This window comes from Streptomyces sp. 2114.4, from assembly GCF_900187385.1.
Taxonomy (GTDB): Bacteria; Actinomycetota; Actinomycetes; order Streptomycetales; family Streptomycetaceae; genus Streptomyces; species Streptomyces mooreae.
On the sequence record NZ_FYEY01000001.1, the window covers coordinates 805,735 to 824,954 of the forward strand.

Here is a 19,220-nt window from a genome sequence, read left to right on the forward strand (position 1 = left end):
TTGTATGTCGCCGGTAACGCACGGCGATTCCGTGACGACCCGGCACACCGGAGGCCACCCATGGACATGGAAGTCACCGCCTGGCATGCGCTGCACAGCACGATGGCCGCGCAGCAGGGCAGACGCCGCTTCTCCCGCGGCACCCTGCGCCGCATCACGGCCTTCGCCCGGCCGCACCGCCGCCGTCTGCTGTGGTTCCTCGTACTGAGCACGGTGACCGCGATGCTCGCGGTGGCCACCCCGCTGCTGGCCGGCCGGGTGGTGGACGCGATCGTGGGCGGCGACTCGGCGTCCCTCGTCCTCGGGCTGTCCGGGCTGATCGCCGCGATCGCGGTCGCCGAGGCCGGTCTGGGACTGGTGACCCGCTGGCTGTCGGCGAGCATCGGAGAGGGGCTGATCCTGGATCTGCGGACGACCGTGTACGACCACGTCCAGCGGATGCCCATCGCCTTCTTCACGCGCACCCGCACCGGAGCGCTGGTCAGCCGCCTGAACAACGATGTGATCGGCGCCCAGCGGGCCTTCAGCGACACCCTGTCCGGGGTCGTCAGCAATATCGTGACGCTGCTGCTCACCCTCGTGGTGATGCTCGGTCTGTCCTGGCAGATCACCCTGATCGCGCTGGTGCTGCTGCCGGTGTTCGTGCTTCCCGCCCGCCGGGTCGGCCGGCGGCTGGCGGAGCTGCGCCGGGAGGGTGCCGACCACAATGCGGCGATGGGCACCCAGATGACGGAGCGGTTCTCCGCGCCGGGCGCCACCCTAGTCAAGCTGATGGGCCGCCCGGACCGGGAGTCCGCCGAATTCGCCATCCGGGCCCGCCGGGTGCGCGATATCGGGGTCCGTTCGGCCATGGTCCAGACGTACTTCGTCACCGCGCTCACCCTGGTCTCCGCCCTGGCGCTCGCGGTCGTCTACGGCCTGGGCGGGTACCTCGCGCTGCGCGGACGGCTGGAGCCCGGCGCGATCGTCTCCCTGGCCCTGCTGCTCACCCGGCTCTACGCCCCGCTGACCGCGCTGTCCGGCGCCCATATCGAGGTGATGAGCGCGCTGGTCAGCTTCGAGCGGGTCTTCGAGGTGCTGGACCTCAAGCCGCTGATCTCCGAGAAGCCGGATGCCCGCGCGGTCCCCGAGGGCCCGGTGTCCGTGGAGTTCGACTCCGTCCGCTTCGGCTACCCGTCCGCCGACAAGGTCTCGCTGGCCTCCCTGGAGGAGGTCGCCACCCTCGACGCCCGGGGCGGCGAGGAGGTCCTGCACGGCATCTCCTTCCGTGCCGAACCCGGCCAGATGGTCGCCCTGGTCGGCTCCTCGGGCGCCGGCAAGTCGACCGTGGCTCAGCTGCTGCCCCGGCTGTACGACACCGACTCCGGCGCGGTCCGGCTGTCCGGCGTGGACGTCCGCGAACTGACCGCCGCCTCGCTGCGCGACGTCCTGGGGATGGTCACCCAGGACGGGCACCTCTTCCACGACACGATCCGCGCGAACCTGCTGCTGGCCAGGCCGGAGGCGGCCGAGGAGGAGCTGTGGGACGCGCTGCGCCGGGCGCGTCTGGAGGACCTGATCGCCGGGCTCCCGGACGGGCTGGACACCGTCGTCGGCGAGCGGGGCTACCGCCTCTCGGGCGGCGAACGGCAGCGGCTGACCATCGCCCGGCTGCTGCTCGCCCACCCCCGGGTGGTGATCCTGGACGAGGCCACCGCCCATCTGGACAACACCTCCGAGGCGGCGGTGCAGGAAGCGCTCACCGAGGCCCTTGAGGGCCGTACCGCACTGGTCATCGCCCACCGGCTGTCGACCGTACGGGCCGCGGATCTGATCCTGGTCGTCGAGGGCGGACGAATCGTCGAGCGCGGAACGCACGAGACGCTGCTGGCCGCGGACGGGCGCTATGCGGAGCTGTACCGGACGCAGTTCACCGACTCGGAGGAGCGGCGGGAGGCCGCCGGGGAGGCCCGGCGGGTGAATACCGGTCCGGATGCCGTGCCGGAATCGGCGCTGGTGAACTGACGCCGCGCCGGACGGCCCCCGCCTCTTGGCGGGGGCCTTGCGGATGCCGAAAACTGAGATGATGACGCAGCGCGCGGAACACTCCACTGTCATGGATCGCCTCGCCCTCGATGATCTGATCACCGGGTACGCCATCGCCGTGGACGACGGCGACTGGCCCGGCTACCGGGCCCTGTTCACCCCGGACGGCCGGGCCGACTACCGCTCCGCGGGCGGCATCGAGGGCGGCGTGGACGAGATCACCGCCTGGCTCGGCGAGATGCTGCAGCACTTCGCCATCCGGCAGCATCTGATCGTCAACCGCCGCATCACCCTCGTCCGCCTGGACGGTGCCTCCGGGGACTCCGCCACCGTCCAGGCCGACTACTTCAACCCGATGCGGCTCGCCGGGCCCGCCACGGAGGGCGGGGGCGGCCCGACCGCCCCCAATTACACCTGCGCCGGCCGCTACGAGTTCACCGCCCGGCGCACCGCCGACGGCTGGCGGCTGACCGGCGTCGTCGTCCACGAGAAGTGGCGTGAGGTATGGGTCGACGGTGAGTGACCGCCCCCGTCGGGAGTCCCCCGGTCCGGCCGTTGCGGCGGCCGCTCTTTCCCCGGGCGGCCCCGCCGCGCACACTGGCCGTCCGACCGGCCAAGACCGGAAGCGGGCCGGCCGCATCCAGGGAGGCCGCATGGACACACCGCCAGGCCGTCCGGCGCGGTGGCTCGGCTCCCCCTGGACCCGGGGGGTGGCCACCGCGCTCGCCGGTGCGGTGCCGGCCCTCACCTTCCCCGCGCCGTCGTGGTGGTGGCTGGCGTATGTCGCGCTGGTGCCCTGGCTGCTGCTGGTGCGGTCGGCACCGACCCGCCGGCGGGCGGCGCTGGACGGCTGGCTGGGCGGCACCGGCTTCATCCTGGCCGTCCACCAGTGGCTGCTGCCCAGCCTGCACATCTTCATCCTCGTGCTCGCCCTGCTGCTCGGTGCGTTCTGGGCCCCCTGGGGAGTGCTGGTGCGCGTGCTGCTGGGGGACGCGCCCCCGGCGGGCGGGGCGGCGCGCGAGGGGCCCGCGCGGACGAGGTCCGGGGAAGCCGCTGCCGCGGGGCGGCGGGCTACGGGCGGTCGGTGTGCCGCCGCGCTGGTGCTGGTGCCGTCGGGCTGGCTGATGGTCGAACTGGTCCGTTCCTGGGAGTACTTGGGCGGCCCCTGGGGGCTGCTGGGCGCCAGTCAGTGGCAGGTGCCGCCCGCGCTGCGGCTGGCGTCGGTCGGCGGGGTGTGGCTGGTGAGCTTGCTGGTGGTGGCGGTGAACACGGCGGTGGCAGAGCTGATCGCCCGCCCGGCGACACGGCTGCCCGCTGTCGCCGGGCTGCTGGTGTGCGCGCTGGCGGCCACCATGGCCTGGTTCTGGGCGCCGGTCCCCCGCATCACCGGCACGGTGCGGGTCGCCGTCGTCCAGCCGAACCGGACCGGCACCCCCGCGGCCCGCCTGGACCGCAGCGAGGCCCTGACCCGGTCGCTGGCGGGCCGCGGGGTGCGCCTGATCGTCTGGGGCGAGAGCAGCCTCTACACGGACCCGGCGGACCACCCGGCGCTCGCCGCCCGCCTCGCCGCCCTCTCCCGGCGGACCGGCGCAGAGCTGCTGATCAACGCCGACTCCGCGCACGCCGAACGGCCGGGCATCTCCAAGAGCGCGGTCCTGATCGGCCCGGACGGACCCACCGGGGACCGCTACGCCAAGATGCGGCTGGTGCCCTTCGGCGAGTACATACCGTTCCGGTCCGTACTGGGCTGGGCAACGCGGGTCGGCAAGGCGGCCCCCAGCGACCGGCTGCGCGGCACCGGCCAGGTGGTGATGCCCCTCGCCGCCGCGGACGGGCTGCGCATCGGGCCGCTGGTCTGCTTCGAGACCGCCTTTCCCGACATGAGCCGCCATCTGGCGCGCGACGGCGCCCGTGTGCTGGTCGCGCAGTCCTCGACCTCGACCTTCCAGGACAGCTGGGCGCCCGCCCAGCATGCGTCACTGGCCGCGCTGCGCGCCGCGGAAAACTGGCGGCCCATGGTGCACGCCACCCTCACCGGCATCAGTGCGGTGTACGGCCCCCGGGGTGAGCAGATCGGCGAACGGCTGGGCACCGACCGCAGTGCGGCGGCCGTCTACGATCTGCCGCTGGCCGCGGGCACCAGCCCGTACACCCGGTTCGGTGACTGGGCGGTGTACGGGGCGATGGGTGCGCTGGTGCTCGCCGGCGGGTACGCGGGGCTGCGGGCGCTCAGCAGGCGGACTGCGCGAGCGCGTCGGTGATCACCCGTTCGCACAGCTCATGGGTGCGCAGGGCGTCCTCGGCGGACGCCTGCCGGCCGGCCCGTACGTCGTCCAGGAACGCCAGGACGATCTGCTCGATGCCACGCTGCCGGGCGACCGGCACCCAGTCGCCGCGGCGCCGGATGCTCGGCTGCCCCTTGTGGTCGATGACCTCGGCGAGATTGACGACCTGGCGCTTGGTGTCCTGTCCGGAAACGTCAAGGATTTCCTCGGTGGATCCGCTCAGGCGGTTCATGGTGCCGAGAGCGGTGAAGCCGTCACCGGAGAGCTGCAGCACCACATGCTGCATCAGCCCGTCACGGATCCGGGCACGCACATCGATGTGGTCGATCTCGCCGGGGACGAGGAACCGCAGGGTGTCCACGACGTGGATGAAGTCGTCCAGCACGAGCGTGCGCGGGTCCTCGGGCAGTCCGATCCGGTTCTTCTGCATCAGGATCAGATCGCGGGCGTGCTCGCGGCACTGGGCGTAGGCGGGAGCGAATCGGCGGTTGAAGCCGACGGCGAGCCCCACTCCGCGGTCTTCGGCGAGCGCGACGAGGCGCTGGGAGGTGGCGAGTTCGTAGGAGAGCGGCTTATCGACATAGGTCGGCACACCTGCCTCGATCAGCCGGTTCACGATCTCGGGGTGGGCGGCGGTGGCGGCGTGCACGAAGGCCGCGTCCAGGCCGGTGGCGAGCAGCGAGTCGAGGTCGCCGTGGAGCTGTGCCCCGGTCAGCCGGTGAGCGGCGCCGACGCGTTCGAGGGTCGCCGGGGTGCGGGTGTGCAGATGCAGTTCGAGCCCGGGCTGGGTACTCAGCACGGGGAGGTACGCCTTCTGGGCGATGTCGCCGAGTCCGATGCAGCCGACCTTCACTCGTGCTCCTTGGGTTGCGCCGCGGCCCTGGTGTCTCGCGTGCCGGAAGCATACGTGCCGTGCCGCCGGCCACCGGCCGGCGATCCCATCCAGGCCCGCAGCATCAGATCCGGCGGGTAGCCGCTCGACGGCATGCTGCGGCGCTGAGCGCGCCGCCTCACGGGGTGGGGACCGCGGTTCTACGGGGTGTGGCGCGCGGTGCCGTCGAGCCGTAGCTGCAGCCGGTCGATGGCGTCCCGCAAGCCCTGGCGGTATTCGCCGTCGGCGAGGGCGTTGACCGAGGCCCGGGCACGCCGCAGCTGCGCCCGCGCATCGGCAGGCCGGTCCAGGGCGGCGTAGTCGGCCGCGATATTGAGATGCAGCGAGGGGAAGAAGGCCCGGAGGGCGACGAGGGGGTGGCGGGGGCCGGGGCCGTCGGCCACCTTCGGCGCTTCCGGCGTCTCGGTGTTCCCGGGCCGTTCGGTGACAAAGCCCTCGGCCGCTTCCAGGGCCCTGAGGTCCCAGTCGAGCTCGTCCCTGGGGTCGTCCTGGGTGTCGGCCATGTAGTGGGCGAGAGTGCAGCGGTGGAAGGCGTCTCCCTGCGGCCCGATCTCGTGCCACAGTGCCGAGAGACGGTTGCGTGCCTCTTCCCGGTCGCCCGCGCGATGCAACATGATCGCCTGGCCGATCCGGGTCAGCACCCCGTCCTCGGGCGTCGCCTCCCGCCGCTTGTCCACCACCGTGCTCTCCGTATCCGCTCACCACGGTCACTGCCGTTCCCCCGACGCTAACCGCCGGAGGGGACCTGCGCGCGGTGTGCGCGACGCACCGGGTGGTGGGCTCCCCCGCCGTGATCGGCCGGACGGGCCGGACGGCTCAGCCCAGGTCAGGGATCCGCCAATCGATCGGGGTGTGCCCCTGTGCGGCGACCGCCGCATCGATCTGGGTGAAGGGGCGGGAGCCGAAGAACTTCTTCGCCGACAGCGGGGAAGGGTGCGCACCCTGCACCACGGCATGCCGCTCCTCGTCGATCAGCGGCAGCTTCTTCTTGGCGTAATTCCCCCAGAGCACGAAGACCGCCGGGTCGGGCCGGGAGGCCACGGCACGGATGACCGCGTCGGTGACCTTCTCCCATCCCTTGCCCTTGTGCGAATTGGGCTCGGCCTCGCGGACCGTGAGCACGGCGTTCAGCAGCAGCACTCCCTGCTGGGCCCAGGGCATCAGATATCCGTTGTCCGGAACCGGGTGGCCCAGTTCCTCCTTCATCTCCTTGTAGATGTTCCGCAGCGACGGCGGTGTCTTGACACCGGGCTGCACGGAGAAACACAGGCCGTGGCCCTGGCCGGCGCCGTGGTACGGGTCCTGTCCCAGGATGAGCACCTTCACCTGGTCGTAGGGCGTCGCCTCCAGCGCCGCGAAGACCTGCTCGCGGGGCGGGTAGACGGGACCGGCGGCCCGCTCCTGCTCGACGAAGTCGGTGAGCTCCTTGAAATAGGGCTTCTCCAACTCCTCGCCGAGGACCCCGCGCCAGGATTCGGGCAGCATGTCGGTCACCACGTCAACAACCTCCGGTGTGCATTGCGTTCTCACTCCCAGAACCTACCGGCGACCACTGACAATGCCGTCCGCGGGCCGGTGGCCCCGTCCTGGCCGCCCCGGTACCGGCCCTGTGCCCAGCCGGTCCCCCGACAGGTCTCCCCGGCGGGTCCGCCGGGGAACGAACGTGGTGCCGGCCCCGACGGGGACCGGCACCACGGACGCTGTCTCCTGGAACGCACACCACGGCAGGGCCTCCGGGCCCGCCCGGTGCCGTCAGACGCCGACGTTCAGGAACAGCCCGCCGTCCACGACCAGGGTCTGGCCGGTGATCCAGCCGGCGGCGTCGGACAGCAGGAAGGCCGCGGCCCCGCCGATGTCCTCCGGGACGCCGAGCCGCCCCATCGGGTAGCCGGCCGCCGCCTCCTCCTCACGGTTCTCGTACAGCGCCGCCGCGAACTTCGTCTTGACCACCGCCGGCGCGATCGCGTTGACCCGCACCCCGGGGGCGAACTCGTGGCCGAGCTGCAGCGTCAGGTTGACCATGGCGGCCTTGCTGATCCCGTACGCGCCGACGAAGGGCGAGGCATTGAGGCCGGCGATCGAGGCGATGTTGACGATCGCGCCGCCGTTGTCCTTCTGCCAGGCGTGCCAGGTGCGCTGCGCGAAGCCCAGTGCCGAGACGACATTGGTCTCGAACACCTTGCGCGCGACGCCCAGGTCGAGGTCGGCGATGGGGCCGAACACCGGGTTCGTACCGGCGTTGTTGACGAGGTAGTCGACGCGGCCGAAGGTCTCCATCGCGCGCTCGACGGTGACGGCCTGGTGGGCCTCGTCATGCGCCTTGCCGGCGACACCGATCACCCGGTCCGCGCCCAGCTTCTCGGCGGCCTCCTTGAGGGAGTCCTCGTTGCGGCCGGTGATGACGACCCGGTCGCCGCGGGCCACCAGCGCCTCGGCGATGCCGTAGCCGATGCCTCGGCTGCCGCCGGTGACCAGCGCCACCTTGCCGGTGAGCTCGGGGAGCCCGCTGTCCTGCTCGGTCATGTCCTGTACTCCTGGAGTCGGTGGGGCGGTCAGTTGAGCGGGCCGCCGGCGACGTACATGACCTGGCCGGACACAAAGCCGGCCGCCTCACCGGTGAAGAAGGCGATGGCGTTGGCGATGTCCTCGGGGCGGCCGACCCGCTGCACCGGGATCTGGGTGGCGGCCGCGGCCTGGAACTCCTCGAAGCCCATGCCGACGCGCTCGGCGGTGGCGGCGGTCATGTCGGTGACGATGAAACCGGGGGCGACGGCATTGGCGGTGACGCCGAACTTGCCGAGTTCGATGGCGAGCGTCTTGGTGAATCCCTGGAGACCGGCCTTGGCCGCCGAGTAGTTGACCTGGCCGCGGTTGCCGAGCGCCGAGCTGGAGGAGAGGTTCACGATCCGGCCGAACTTGGCGTCCACCATGTGCTTCTGGCAGGCGCGGGACATCAGGAAGGCACCGCGCAGGTGCACGTTCATGACCGTGTCCCAGTCGGTCTCACTCATCTTGAACAGCAGGTTGTCGCGGAGCACACCGGCGTTGTTGACGAGGACCGTCGGGGCACCGAGCTCGGACGCGACACGGGCGACCGCCGCGTCGACCTGCTCGGCGTCGGAGACGTCGCAGCCGACCGCGATGGCCTTGCCGCCGGCCTTGGTGATCGTCTCGACGGTGTCCTTGCACGCCGCCTCGTCGAGGTCGAGTACGGCGACCGCGCGCCCCTCGGCGGCCAGGCGGACGGCGGTGGCCGCGCCGATACCGCGGGCCGCGCCCGTCACGATGGCAACGCGCTGCTCGGTGGTGGACATGCGGGTTCTCCTCACCCTCGAAACCTCGACAAGCGGTCCGCCACACCGATCCCGTGGGTGAGCAACCGCTTAGTACCCTGAGCAGGGCTGACGCTAGAAGCCCGGCAACCCGCTGTCAACGCCCCACCACCGCGCCGTTGCACACCTCACCTGCAAGGCAGGCCGGAACCTGGCGCGATCACGTCACCCGAAGACGTCACGCGAAAGGACGCCCGATTCCGCACCGGAGACGGAACCGGGCGCCCTGACCGGCGGACCCGCAAGACCTCAGCGCACCTCAGCGCGCCATCAGCGCACCAACAGCTCCATCAGCCGCTCGGCCTCGGCAGCGGGGTCGGCGGTCAGGCCGGTGTGCACCGGGCCCGGCTGGACGATGGTGCTGCGCGGCGCCATCAGCCAGCGGAAACGGCGTCCCGCGTCCTCCCCCGCCGCCTGTCCGGCCCGCTCGCCGCCCTGGCAGATGCCCTCGACGGCACCGAGCGCGGCCCGCACCCCGGCCACGTCGGTCGTGGGGTCCAGGGCCAGTAGTCGGGCCTCGTCCAAATGGGTCCTGGCCTCGACGAAGCGCCGGGCGTGGCAGTACACGACCACCCCGGCATTGATCATCTCGCCACGCTCGACCCGGGGTACGACCTTCAGCAGCGCGTACTCGAAGACATCGCGCCCGTTGTGCAGACCGGTCACTTCACTGCCCTCCGTACCAGCCGTGCGGCCAGCCATTCCGGTGCCTGCGAGGGCTTGTCCTCGGTGGGCTCCCCGAGGGTGATCCGTTCGCTGATCGTCCCGGCGCGGGCCAGCAGCGTGCTCACATACGCCTGGCGCAGCGCGTCCGGGGAATCGAAGCCGGGCTCGTCGGCCAGCCATTCGTCCGGCACCTCGGCCGCGACCCGGGACAGCAGCTCCTCGGTGATCAGCGGAACGAACTCCTCGGCGGCCGCCGCGATATCCGGCCCGAAGGTGGCCAGCACATGGTCGGAAGCGTTGTACGGCCGGGCCGAAGCCTTGTGCGCACTCGGCCAGTTGTGGTGCCAGATCATCGCCGCACCATGGTCGATCAGCCACAGTTCGCCGTGCCAGACCAGCAGATTGGGATTGCGCCAGGACCGGTCGACGTTGTTGATCAGGGCGTCGAACCACACCACCCGGCCCGCCTCGCGCGCACTCACCTCGAAGGCGAGCGGATCGAAGCCCAGCGCCCCGGGGAGGTAGTCCATCCCCAGATTGAGCCCCCCGCTGGCCTTCAGCAGCTCCTGGACCTCCTGGTCCGGCTCCCCCAGCCCGATGACGGGATCGAGCTGCATCGGCACCAGCTCCGGCACCCGCAGCCCGAGCCGCCGGCCCAGCTCTCCGCAGATCACCTCGGCAACGAGCGTCTTCCGCCCCTGCCCGGCACCGGTGAACTTCATCACGTACGTACCGAGATCGTCACCCTCAACGATTCCCGGGAGCGAGCCGCCCTCACGCAGGGGTGTGACGTAGCGAGTCGCTGTGACTTCTGTCAGCATTTTCCCAGGCTATCCGACCCGGCGGCCTTAGAATCCACAATTAAATCCGGACCGCACAATCCGGGGAATCCGCCGCGAGCAGCCCTGGGGAGAACGCGAGCAGCCCTGGGGCGCGGGTTTTCAGCTGTAGGTGTTCCACGTGTTCCCTAGGACGTGCTGGCCGGCGGGATGCGCGTCAAGGAACAGCGCGGCACCCCGGCCTACGCCGACGATCTGTCCGGCCTGCTGAACCACCTGCCGTTCGTCGTGGAAGCCGGATGCGGCACCAGCATCGAAGCCGGCGTTCCTCCGCTGCACTGGCTGCACGAGGTCTACCGGTCACCGCCCGCGCTGGCAACGACCTCACCCAGGGCTACGCCTTCACCCTCACCCCAGCCGCCGACAGTCTGATCAAGGAGGCCCTCACCGACACGGTCCGCAAGGTCGGACGACATGGTGACAATGTTCCGCTCACTGATCATCGCCGAGCCGACCGGCGCGCACCACGCCCTGAAGGCACTCCATACCGCCGGAGCGATGGTCGGCCCGGTCGCCACCCACAACTTCGACCGCCTCTTCGCCCGCGCCGGGCTGAAGGAGGCCTTCATGCGCCGCTACGACCAGCGCACCACACACATGCCGTTCCCCGACGACGCCAAATCCCTGCTCGTGATCGGGCTGCACGCCGACCGACGCTCGGTCCAGGCCCGCGCTCGCGAACGCGGCCTGCCGATCTTCTATCTCGACACCGAGGGCGTCACCGAAAACGGCGTCCACAAGCCCTACCTCGTCGAGGCGCCCGGGAGGGCGACGTCGTGGTCCGATCCGCGGCCACCCCTGCCCTGCTCCACCTGGCCGAACTCCTCAGTGTGAACGTCTGATTGACATCGGGCCGCCTTCGGCCCTGCTTCCTCACCGATAGCGTCGGAGGGCATCGAGCACGGTGTGCTCCCGACCAGACAAGGACCTGCAATGCGCGTTTCCGTGATCGGCTGTGGACACCTCGGCATCCCGCACGCAGCGGCGATGGCCGAACTCGGCCACGAGGTCATTGGCGTAGACGTCGACCAGGCCAAGGTCGACCGGCTCAACGCCGGCGAATGCCCGATCTACGAGATCGGCCTGCCAGAACTGCTCGCCCGCCACACCGCGAGCGGGCGACTGCGGTTCACCACCGACATCCGCGAGGCTTCGGACTTCGCCGAACTCCACTTCATCGGCGTCGGCACCCCCATCGACGCCGACGGCCGCTCCTACGACACCGCACAGGTCTACGGCGCGATCCGCCAACTCGCCCCCCACCTCGACCGACCGTGCACGATCGTCGGGAAGAGCACGGTCACCGTCGGCACCACCAGCCAGGTCACCGCCCTCGCCCAGCGCCTGGCCCCCGCTGGTAAGAGCGTGGAGGTCGTGTGGAACCCAGAGTTCCTGCGCGAAGGACACGCGGTGCAGGACACCCTGCGCCCCGACCGCCTCATCGCCGGTGTCACCACCTCCGAGGGCGAGAAGGCGATCCGCGCCGTGTACGCCGGGATCATCGACGCGGGCGTGCCGATCTTCGTCACCGACCCGCAGACCGCCGAGTTGGCCAAGGGCGCCGCGAACACTTTCCTCGGCTTGAAGATCAGCTACATCAACGCCGTCGCCGACATGTGCGAGACCGCGGGCGGCGACGTCTCCCAGATCGTGGACATCCTCGGCATCGACCCCCGGATCGGCAGCGGCGGCATGCAGCCAGGCATCGGCTACGGCGGCGGCTGCCTCCCCAAGGACGTCCGCGCCTTCACCGCAAGCGCCCGGCAGCTCGGCACCGAGCAGGCCGCTGCCCTCCTGCGCGCCGCCGAGGTGATCAACGAGAACCGCACCGACGTGGCCCTGGGCCTCATCACCCGCGCCCTGGGCGACCGTCCGATCAAGGGCGCCCGGCTCACCGTGTGGGGCGCCGCGTTCAAGCCCGGCACCAACGACGTCCGCGAATCCCCGGCCCTCGCGCTCGCGCATGCCCTCCAGCAGGCCGGCGCGACCGTCACCATCCACGACCCGCAGGCCGTAGCCACCGCGATGGTCCGCAACCCCGAGTTCGACTACACCGACGATCTGCCCGCCTCGCTCGACGGCGCCGATGCCGTTGTCCTGGCCACCGAGTGGCCCGAGTACCGGCACACCGACCCCCAGGCCTTGGCGGGCCGCCCGGCCAACCCCCTGCTCGTCGACTGCCGCACCACCCTCGACCCCGAGCCCTGGCGCACCGCGGGCTGGACCGTCCACCAGCTCGGCCGCCCCGGAAAGTAACGGTGGCCCATGGGTGGGGCACCCCTTCCGGTGCCCCACCCACGCACGACCTGTCCGGACAGCCTGCCTCCTCCACGACCACATCGGAGTTAGTCAGTACGTCCGAGGCAAGAGGTACTACTTCGTCGCGGGCACTGCTTAGTTGCGCTCTCAGACACTGTCTTCATCGTCCGGGCAGACCTCGCCTGTGAGGTGGAGGTCGAGGTAGTAGCGCTCTGGGATGGGATTGTTCTGCCAGGCACGCTTGAGGCTTTCGGGCTCGGTGTGTTCGGCCAGAGTGCGGTCGTAGTAGTCGCGTGTGGAGTTTCGGCCAGTCCACCAGGCGTGGCCTTCGTAGATCCCGGGGCAGGGGAGATCCATGGTTCCTGCGGGACCGAAGGTGAGTTGATTGATGACCAGGCAGGCGGTGGCGGACTCGATGATCACGGGGATCGAACCTTCGGAGTGTTTGGGTGGTGCTTGTGCCTGATCCCAGATGCGAATGGTGACGCCAACTGCGATGTCGCGTTGCAGGCTGTGCAGGTACAGGTGGTAGCCGTTGCCGGCTACCACCTGCTCTCGTGTTGCCTCGGCTGCGGCGCTGTCGTCGAGGTAGGCGTCGGCGTCATAGACCTCCACCAGGCCGTGCGCAGGTCGGGCGTTAACGGTGTGTTCGGCGAGCAGCGCCACTGTGTCTTCCTTGGGTCAGCTCGTGATTGTCACGAAGAAGGGATCTCCGTCGAGGATCCTGTTTGCGGTGTAAATGGAGTTGAGTCGACGGCCGCCGGCCCCCTGCTCGTGACGGTAGCCCTGCCCGCATGCGGGCCGACCCGTACGGGTCGCCGACCTCGACCGCCTTCGTGCCGGTGGTGGCAGCATGGTTGAGGAGGACGGCCAGGACGCGGTCGGCGACCATCGCAGCCTCGTTAGTGCCCAGCACACCCACGCCGTTCAGGCCGCGGCCGCGGCTGATCTCCCGCGTCCAGACGGCGATCGTCTGGCTGTCGATCCGGCCTCGGCCGCGAGATTCGCGCGACGACGGCGGCGACGGAAGCGCGCACCGCGTAGGTGATTGCGAACAAGGCTCGAGGCGAAGCGTCGGCCAGGGTGGGGGGCGGGGCAGAGCCCACCTGCTGACGCGTGCACCGTACCCGCAGCGCGAATGCGCTGGCTGAGGAAGAGAGCCGAGCGGTCCAGCGCCTCGTCTGTGAGGCCGCCGCGCTGCGCCGGGCTTGTGCCGAGAAGACCGGCCAGGAAGTCGCCCCGCAGCGCCTGGACCGGACAGCATAAGCAGCTGGTCGCCGGTCCGTCGGAAGCCGGCCTGGCACTGGATTCTCACATGCGGCGCCACGACATAGCCCACGAGCTGGGAAGCGGGTGTTCACCTCTTCGGTAGGCTGGAAAGTAGAACGACATGGTCGTTGCAAGTCACAGGAATGGAGCAGGCAAGCCGTGCCTGCCTGCCCCGCTCCAGGGTCACCCATCGACATGAGTAATCACTCAGCTACCGCTGAGCGCCAATCCCAAAGAGGTTCACTACGAAAGCGCGCCAGAACCTCTTCATATTCGAGCATTTCGCCGTAATTTGTGTCCAGCAATCCCGAGACCCCCTGAAGCACCTCGCCCAACAGGTCGCGAATACAAAACACCCTCGAATATTCGAGCGCGATTGCTCGAAAATCGCCGATCCTGTCACGGACTTCGTCCACCTCGGCTTCGTCAAATTCACCTAGTACGTCCCCGGACGCGTCCACACTGAAGCTGCACGCTCCTCTATCGAGCCGATCGAAGAGCGTTCCCTTACTGTAGGCCCCGGCTTGCTGAAGCCGGGAAACGATCCTTTGGTGATCCTCCGGAGGGCTGAGGAGGACGATGGTGGGACGCATGGATCTTCCTATCTTGATGGGCGCCTGGTTCTAGGCCTGAGCCATGGAGCCAAGATATCCAGCAGGACCTTCTTGTCGCGCGTAACTATGACACCGGCCTGCTCAAGGCTCTTAATTACACTTCCACGGCCTTGTGGGAGATATGCAATAACCGGGTAGTCTGTCAATTCCTGAGTTCTCAGCGCCTGTTTCAAGGCACCTTTGCCGGAGCCCGACTTGACCTGGACCACCACATTTTGAGTCACGATATCGAAGTCCGTGAGCACTTTACCGTCCGCTCCGACGACATCCACGCCCTGGGCCCGGACGTGTCCGGGATAACGGGGCGTTGACCTCGTCGACCAGCTCAGGAACCAGGGGATCGTCGCCCTTACCGCCCACATGCCCGGGACCGCCTTCTTCCTGAGCATCGCGCAGGGCTTGCCCAAGACCATCACCGAAGCGGCTGATGTCGTCGGTGACACCGTAGATTCCGGCGCCTGCCAACGCCGTGCCGGCGACGAGGGCCGGAGCTCCGGCCGGGCAGCCGATTCCGGTGATACGCAATGCGCCACCCGCTATGTCGCCGCTGATGCCGGCACCGATGCTGCCGACCGGCCTTCAACCGCCGTTTCGTCGACGTGCCGACAGCAAGGTGTGACCCGACGGGACGGGTCACACCTACACCCGTCGTTATGGTGTGACCGGTTTCAGATAGCGGCCCCAAATCTGGGCCTTGTAGAACGGGCCGCAGCCGTCACTGTCATACTCAGGGCCGTCGAAGACGACCCAGTAGGACAACTCGCCGCTGTGCGCCATCGCATGGCCGACAGGCATGGGTGGCTGGAAATCGTCGATCACACCCTGGAACTCGGCCTGCCATGGACCGGCCCAGGACGGGTCCTGAACAACGGTGACCCTCGTGCCCGGCGACATGGCGCCCACTGGCCACGAAACATCCGTGTCGCCATCGCGGTCTGCGCCCGAGAAGCTCGGCGGTACTTCATGGCTCATGATGCCCGTCCCTTCATCCATCGGTTCGCTACGGCTCTCATTGGCTCCGGTCCTTGAACTTGAAATCGGCCGCCTCCCGCGTCTTCGTGTTGTAGACGTAGTGCACTTCAACGCCATCCACCGTTTGTTCCATTTCACCCACCCATCTGAAGCGGGCCACCGTGGGTCCTTCATTACGGGGCAGTTGATTGCCGTAGCTGGCGTTCTCCATGACCAGGTCCATGGCGCGCTGCTCGTTGGCGCCGCCGGCCGACGTCCGACCTGTCGATTGCGCGTCACGCAGGGCTTGTCCGAGACCGTCGCTGAAGCGGCTGACGCCATCGCCGACACCGAAGATTCCAGCGCCTGCCAGCGACGTGCTGGACACGATGGCAGGGGCACCTTCCAGGCAGCCGACTATGGTGATACACAGGGCGCCGCCTGCCGCGTCACCAGTGCCGCCTATGCCGATGCCCAAGACACCGAGCCCGGTCTCGCCCAGTCCCGCCCAGATGTCCGGGTTGCCGAAGATGGCCTTTCCGTAATCGCCGACCGTGTGGGCGGCGTCCGCGAGCCAATCGGGAATCCAGCGGTCGTCGTCGTGTTCCTGCTCGGCCGGCTTCTTGCGCCGGTCGGCTACGATCTGACGCCACCGCGCGTCCTGTTGCCGCTGTTTGGTGACTGCGGCGCGGTAGGCCGCGGTCGCGGCCTGTGCGGCGGCGGTCGCATCCTTACCTGCTGCCGTGGCTGAGCTGCGTGCTTGTGGGGCTGCGGTCCAGGCCGAGTCGGCGGAGCTGCGGGCGGCGTCGGCCGAGAACTGTGCATGGGCGGCGGAGGTGACGGCTGCGGCGGCTGCACTTGCGGCGTTCTGCTGGGCCTTGCGCGCAGTGCTGGCTGATGCGGCGGCGTATTTTGCGGACTGTTCGGCCTGGGTGGCATACCCGTCGGCCTGGGCCGGGTACTTCTGGGCGTCCTTGGCGGCCTGCTGGGCTTGTTTGGCGTATCCGGCGGCTTCAGTTGCTGTCCTCCTGCCGGCGGTGGCCGCCGCGTTGCATGCTTCAGCCGCGTTCTTCTGTGCTGTGGCGGCGACGCGCGCGGCCTGGTCGATCAGCTGCTGGACCTGTGCCTCGTGGGTGGCGCCGAGTTGGTCTTGGCGCTGGGTCTTGTACTGGCCGACAACGATGAAGGCGTGGAGCAGGTCGGTGGGGCCCTCCAGGGCGATGCGCGCCGCGGCCTTCAGCTGTGGGCCGGTGTTGTGGTTGCCAGGGTCAGCGAGTTGGGCGGCGCGGACGCGTTCGTCCTGGGTGCGGGCCTGTGTGTCACCTGTGGTGATGAACTGGCGCAGGGTATTGGGGGTGTCGGCGTCCAGTGCGGCGCGGCCGGCTTGCTTTTCGATCGGGCCGACGGCTGCGACGGTCCTGGCGACGACCAGGCGCATGCCCTGCTTCATTCGCCTCATACTGGCCTGCCGCGCGAAACGCCCGCACCGCCGGGTCGTCGCCTTCGAGCGCTCTGGCCGCGGCGGCGCGGACGTCGGCGGAGCGGGCCGTCAACGGGTCCCGTTCAGTGGACGAGCTGGATCTCGGCGTGCGTACCTGCGGCGTCCACGCCCGGATAGAGACTGACCGCGCCGCTCTGCCACCGCACCATGACGTCGTTGGCCCGGTCGTTGGCGGCGAAGGCCCCGGCGGCTACCACAGTCGCGTTCCTCCAGAAGGACGTCCGCGGGCGGACGCTGATGTCGCCGTGGAAGCCATCGGCGTCGACGCCCGAATAGATGCTCGCCGCACCGTCCGACCACCGCACGAGCAGGTCCGCCGTCTTCTTGCCGGTGAACTCGCCCGCTGTGACCTGATCCGCTTCCTTCCAGGCCGTGTTCGCCTTCATCAGCGTCTTCTCGGCGTTCAGGCCATTGGTGGCGAGGTCGCTGTTGAGCGTGACCCGGCCGTCGTCCCAGGTGACGATCATGTCGTCACGCTGGGCGTTGGCCGTGAATCTGCCCATGGCGATCTGCTGGGCGTGCGGCCACTTGTCGTTCTTCGGCTTGGCGAGCTGCTTCTCCGCGTGGAAGCCGCTCTTGTCGACGTGGGTGTACTGCGTCAGTTCCCCGTCGCTCCAGCGCACGATCAGCCCGTCCGTGCCGCCGCCAAAGCCCGCACCGGTGAACTGTTTGACGTACTGCCAGATGCTGGTCTGGCCCGGCTTCGGCGGGGCCGCCAGCTGGTACTCGGCGGAGAAGGGGCCTCGGCCGTCCTTCTCGTCGGAGCCCTGGTAGAGGGTGACCTCCGCGTCGTTCCAGCGCACGATCATGTCCATGTGTCGGGTACCGCCGGCCGAGCCGCCGGTGAAGTACCCCGTGGCGATGTGAGTCGCCTTCACCCATGGTGCGCCGGCGAAGGTAGGACGGTAGCGGACGTTCTGTACCCAGGAGTTCAGATTGTCCACGCGGGTGCTGGTCGCGTCCCTGCGCGTCTCAGCCGCGTCGACGCCGAAGCAGCCCGCCTGCCAGGATGTGCTGGTGAGGGCGACCAGCTGCGGCCGTCCCGACACCGTCCGGAAAGCGGGGCCGCCGGTGTCGCCCGCGCAGATGGCGGCATTGGCGGGATCCGTCCCGCCGATCTTCAACGAGGTGGTGTCCGCCGCCTTCACGGTGAACTCGGCGGAGTGCAGGCGCTCGGGTGCCCATTCGTCCTCGGTGCGCCCGTATCCAGTGACCCGCAATGTCTCGCCCTGCGCGGCGGGATCGGCCGCGATCGTCACCGGTGTGATCCCGGTGACCGGCTTGGCCAGTCTCGCCATGATGACATCCCGGTCCGCGTGGGGCACGAGTTCCACGATGTCCGCGATCTGCCCCTTGTCCCCGCTCATATCGGTACGGCCGATGGTGGCGACGGTCTTCAGCTTCGGGGCGCCGGGCTCGACCTTGGTGCTCTGATCGGGCCGGTCGGCGAAACACTGGGCGGCGGTTATCACCCATTGCGGGTCGACCAGCGCTCCGGTGCAGCTGCGCTGGCCACCGATGTCGAGCTGCGCGGTGAAGGTGAAATCACCGTCCTTGACCGCCGGGCCGACCACGGCGTGGGCCGGTGCGGCGGTGAGCAGACCTGCCGCGACGCCGGTGGTGAGGACTCCGGTTAACCACGCCAGGCGTGGCTTCCTGCCGAACATCTGTGTCTCCCTCGGGAGTTGTGGGAATGCAGCGAGAGCTGCCGGACAGGCAGCGGTGAGCCGCGCCTGCTTTCGTCGCATCGGTACTGCGGGGCGTCACTCACCTGGTGGCGACGAGTTCCAGCAGGGTGTGGTCCCGGCGCGTGGGGTCCGCGGTCTCGCCCACCGGGGTCCAGGCGTTCTTCGTGATGTCGAAGGACGCGTCGCGGTTGTTCACCGTCATGTTGGCGCGGAGCTTGTAGTCGTTGCCCCTGACGCCGTAGACCCGCGGGAGCTCCGTGCTCAGATAGCCCTTCTTCCCGGTGACGCGGAAGCAGAACTTCCCCAATTCGCGGGTGGACACCTCGACCAGATCGGGACGACTGTCGCAGGTGGCGAGCACGATGTGCCCGTCACCGCGCTTGAGGAGGATGCCCTTCTCCTTGAAGATCTTGTCGGCCTGCGGATAGGCGAAGTCCTCGACCGCCGACGGTTCCGTCGTGGTTCCCGGGTCATCCGGCTGGTCCGCGGCCGACGCCGCTGCCGCGCCCTGCAGCACCGCGGCAGCGGCCACAATGCCGGCGGCCAGCAGTCGGGAAGATCGCTTCATGGTTCCTCGCCCTCGTCACGCAGTACATGGAAATGCCGCATACGAGACACGTATGCGGGGCCGGACGCCGGGAACTCAGGAGGCAGGCTCCCGCGTCGCCGGCCGGGTGACGGCAGGCGAACTCCTCGACCAATCAGGCCAATTCGCCTATTGGTATCACCTGGATCCGCTCTCCACGACGCCTGTCAAATGTGGCATGAGCCACACATCGCAGCTGTGTTGGTGATTTGAGCCTCGAAATACTTTGATCTGCCGCCATGTCCGACTCCCGACGATGGTACGGCCGACGCCTCTTCGATGCCTACTCATGATGAGTCGTCGTACTTGGCTG

19 protein-coding genes and 1 pseudogene are annotated in these 19,220 nt (G+C 69.2%); 6 read left to right on the plus strand and 14 right to left on the minus strand.

The genetic code is table 11. From position 1 onward, the window contains the following. Positions 1-60: 60 nt before the first annotated feature. The 3 genes from CFW40_RS03400 to lnt all read left to right on the plus strand — a co-directional run bounded on the left by CFW40_RS03400 (position 61) and on the right by lnt (position 4,286). On the plus strand, positions 61-2,004 hold the full coding sequence (locus tag CFW40_RS03400) for an ABC transporter ATP-binding protein (protein WP_088796364.1): 1,944 nt from the start codon (positions 61-63) through the stop codon (positions 2,002-2,004). A gap of 61 nt (positions 2,005-2,065) precedes the next feature. Further along, the gene (locus CFW40_RS03405; RefSeq protein ID WP_088801882.1) at positions 2,066-2,548 is read left to right on the plus strand and encodes a nuclear transport factor 2 family protein; all 483 of its coding nucleotides are present in this window, start codon (positions 2,066-2,068) and stop codon (positions 2,546-2,548) included. 130 nt (positions 2,549-2,678) lie between these two features. Further along, entirely contained in the window at positions 2,679-4,286 is a 1,608-nt protein-coding gene (lnt, locus tag CFW40_RS03410; RefSeq protein ID WP_088796366.1) for an apolipoprotein N-acyltransferase, read from the plus strand. Here lnt and CFW40_RS03415 read toward each other — a convergent pair. The 7 genes from CFW40_RS03415 to CFW40_RS03445 form a co-directional block, all read right to left on the minus strand. Then, a complete protein-coding gene (locus CFW40_RS03415) occupies positions 4,255-5,163 on the minus strand; it encodes a Gfo/Idh/MocA family protein (RefSeq protein WP_088796368.1) in 909 nt (302 codons plus the stop codon). The genes lnt and CFW40_RS03415 overlap by 32 nt on opposite strands. 179 nt (positions 5,164-5,342) lie before the next feature. Beyond that, positions 5,343-5,879 carry a hypothetical protein gene (locus CFW40_RS03420; protein ID WP_088801883.1) on the minus strand — a complete coding sequence of 179 codons (537 nt, stop codon included), beginning with the start codon at positions 5,877-5,879 and terminating at the stop codon, positions 5,343-5,345. A 139-nt stretch (positions 5,880-6,018) separates the two neighbouring features. After that, positions 6,019-6,687, minus strand: a complete 669-nt coding sequence (locus CFW40_RS03425; RefSeq protein ID WP_088801884.1) for a uracil-DNA glycosylase — start codon at positions 6,685-6,687, stop codon at positions 6,019-6,021. Positions 6,688-6,954: 267 nt separating this feature from the next. Continuing rightward, positions 6,955-7,725 carry an SDR family oxidoreductase gene (locus tag CFW40_RS03430; RefSeq protein WP_088796370.1) on the minus strand — a complete coding sequence of 257 codons (771 nt, stop codon included), beginning with the start codon at positions 7,723-7,725 and terminating at the stop codon, positions 6,955-6,957. Positions 7,726-7,754: 29 nt separating this feature from the next. Then, positions 7,755-8,516 (minus strand): 3-oxoacyl-ACP reductase FabG, encoded by a 762-nt coding sequence (gene fabG / locus CFW40_RS03435; RefSeq protein ID WP_088796372.1) that lies wholly within the window; start codon positions 8,514-8,516, stop codon positions 7,755-7,757. 288 nt (positions 8,517-8,804) lie between these two features. Beyond that, on the minus strand, positions 8,805-9,236 hold the full coding sequence (locus CFW40_RS03440) for a DUF3037 domain-containing protein (RefSeq protein WP_256331613.1): 432 nt from the start codon (positions 9,234-9,236) through the stop codon (positions 8,805-8,807). Next, a complete protein-coding gene (locus tag CFW40_RS03445; RefSeq protein WP_088796375.1) occupies positions 9,197-10,021 on the minus strand; it encodes a HipA family kinase in 825 nt (274 codons plus the stop codon). The genes CFW40_RS03440 and CFW40_RS03445 overlap by 40 nt, the downstream gene beginning before the upstream one ends. A gap of 168 nt (positions 10,022-10,189) precedes the next feature. Here CFW40_RS03445 and CFW40_RS36955 point away from each other — a divergent pair, with 168 nt between their 5' ends. The 3 genes from CFW40_RS36955 (at position 10,190) to CFW40_RS03455 (ending at position 12,295) form a co-directional block, all read left to right on the plus strand. Beyond that, on the plus strand, positions 10,190-10,411 hold the full coding sequence (locus tag CFW40_RS36955) for a hypothetical protein (RefSeq protein WP_176956586.1): 222 nt from the start codon (positions 10,190-10,192) through the stop codon (positions 10,409-10,411). 42 nt (positions 10,412-10,453) lie between these two features. After that, a complete protein-coding gene (locus tag CFW40_RS36960) occupies positions 10,454-10,873 on the plus strand; it encodes a hypothetical protein (protein WP_176956585.1) in 420 nt (139 codons plus the stop codon). A gap of 99 nt (positions 10,874-10,972) precedes the next feature. Continuing rightward, positions 10,973-12,295 (plus strand): UDP-glucose/GDP-mannose dehydrogenase family protein, encoded by a 1,323-nt coding sequence (locus CFW40_RS03455; RefSeq protein ID WP_088796377.1) that lies wholly within the window; start codon positions 10,973-10,975, stop codon positions 12,293-12,295. Positions 12,296-12,445: 150 nt separating this feature from the next. Here the strand turns inward: CFW40_RS03455 and CFW40_RS03460 are convergent, their stop codons facing one another. From CFW40_RS03460 to CFW40_RS03485, 7 genes and pseudogenes are all read right to left on the minus strand, one after another. Beyond that, on the minus strand, positions 12,446-12,964 hold the full coding sequence (locus tag CFW40_RS03460) for a hypothetical protein (RefSeq protein ID WP_088796378.1): 519 nt from the start codon (positions 12,962-12,964) through the stop codon (positions 12,446-12,448). A gap of 806 nt (positions 12,965-13,770) precedes the next feature. Continuing rightward, positions 13,771-14,160: a hypothetical protein gene (locus CFW40_RS36535; RefSeq protein WP_143034591.1), complete on the minus strand. Its 390-nt coding sequence runs from the start codon at positions 14,158-14,160 to the stop codon at positions 13,771-13,773. A gap of 672 nt (positions 14,161-14,832) precedes the next feature. Next, positions 14,833-15,153 carry a ferrous iron transport protein A gene (locus tag CFW40_RS03465; protein WP_088801885.1) on the minus strand — a complete coding sequence of 107 codons (321 nt, stop codon included), beginning with the start codon at positions 15,151-15,153 and terminating at the stop codon, positions 14,833-14,835. Between the two features lie 37 nt (positions 15,154-15,190). Continuing rightward, positions 15,191-16,582: an ALF repeat-containing protein gene (locus tag CFW40_RS03470; RefSeq protein ID WP_176956584.1), complete on the minus strand. Its 1,392-nt coding sequence runs from the start codon at positions 16,580-16,582 to the stop codon at positions 15,191-15,193. Between the two features lie 13 nt (positions 16,583-16,595). After that, positions 16,596-16,685, minus strand: a pseudogene (locus CFW40_RS38845) (hypothetical protein); the annotation flags it as partial. A gap of 10 nt (positions 16,686-16,695) precedes the next feature. Continuing rightward, a complete protein-coding gene (locus CFW40_RS03480) occupies positions 16,696-18,300 on the minus strand; it encodes a trypsin-like serine protease (protein WP_088796383.1) in 1,605 nt (534 codons plus the stop codon). A 100-nt stretch (positions 18,301-18,400) separates the two neighbouring features. Continuing rightward, positions 18,401-18,889, minus strand: coding sequence for a hypothetical protein (locus CFW40_RS03485; protein ID WP_088796385.1), 489 nt, complete (start codon positions 18,887-18,889; stop codon positions 18,401-18,403). Between the last annotated feature and the right edge of the window lie 331 nt (positions 18,890-19,220).

Excerpts from the sequence above, each read along its gene's own strand:
- CFW40_RS03400 (WP_088796364.1), top strand. The coding sequence starts at position 61 with ATGGACATGGAAGTCACCGCCTGGCATGCGCTGCACAGCACGATGGCC.
- CFW40_RS03405 (WP_088801882.1), top strand. The coding sequence starts at position 2,066 with ATGACGCAGCGCGCGGAACACTCCACTGTCATGGATCGCCTCGCCCTC.
- lnt (WP_088796366.1), top strand. The coding sequence starts at position 2,679 with ATGGACACACCGCCAGGCCGTCCGGCGCGGTGGCTCGGCTCCCCCTGG.
- CFW40_RS03425 (WP_088801884.1), bottom strand. The coding sequence starts at position 6,687 with ATGCTGCCCGAATCCTGGCGCGGGGTCCTCGGCGAGGAGTTGGAGAAG.
- CFW40_RS03430 (WP_088796370.1), bottom strand. The coding sequence starts at position 7,725 with ATGACCGAGCAGGACAGCGGGCTCCCCGAGCTCACCGGCAAGGTGGCG.
- fabG (WP_088796372.1), bottom strand. The coding sequence starts at position 8,516 with ATGTCCACCACCGAGCAGCGCGTTGCCATCGTGACGGGCGCGGCCCGC.
- CFW40_RS03440 (WP_256331613.1), bottom strand. The coding sequence starts at position 9,236 with ATGGCTGGCCGCACGGCTGGTACGGAGGGCAGTGAAGTGACCGGTCTG.
- CFW40_RS03445 (WP_088796375.1), bottom strand. The coding sequence starts at position 10,021 with ATGCTGACAGAAGTCACAGCGACTCGCTACGTCACACCCCTGCGTGAG.
- CFW40_RS36955 (WP_176956586.1), top strand. The coding sequence starts at position 10,190 with ATGCGCGTCAAGGAACAGCGCGGCACCCCGGCCTACGCCGACGATCTG.
- CFW40_RS36960 (WP_176956585.1), top strand. The coding sequence starts at position 10,454 with ATGGTGACAATGTTCCGCTCACTGATCATCGCCGAGCCGACCGGCGCG.
- CFW40_RS03455 (WP_088796377.1), top strand. The coding sequence starts at position 10,973 with ATGCGCGTTTCCGTGATCGGCTGTGGACACCTCGGCATCCCGCACGCA.
- CFW40_RS36535 (WP_143034591.1), bottom strand. The coding sequence starts at position 14,160 with ATGCGTCCCACCATCGTCCTCCTCAGCCCTCCGGAGGATCACCAAAGG.
- CFW40_RS03465 (WP_088801885.1), bottom strand. The coding sequence starts at position 15,153 with ATGAGCCATGAAGTACCGCCGAGCTTCTCGGGCGCAGACCGCGATGGC.
- CFW40_RS03470 (WP_176956584.1), bottom strand. The coding sequence starts at position 16,582 with ATGAAGCAGGGCATGCGCCTGGTCGTCGCCAGGACCGTCGCAGCCGTC.
- CFW40_RS03480 (WP_088796383.1), bottom strand. The coding sequence starts at position 18,300 with ATGTTCGGCAGGAAGCCACGCCTGGCGTGGTTAACCGGAGTCCTCACC.
- CFW40_RS03485 (WP_088796385.1), bottom strand. The coding sequence starts at position 18,889 with ATGAAGCGATCTTCCCGACTGCTGGCCGCCGGCATTGTGGCCGCTGCC.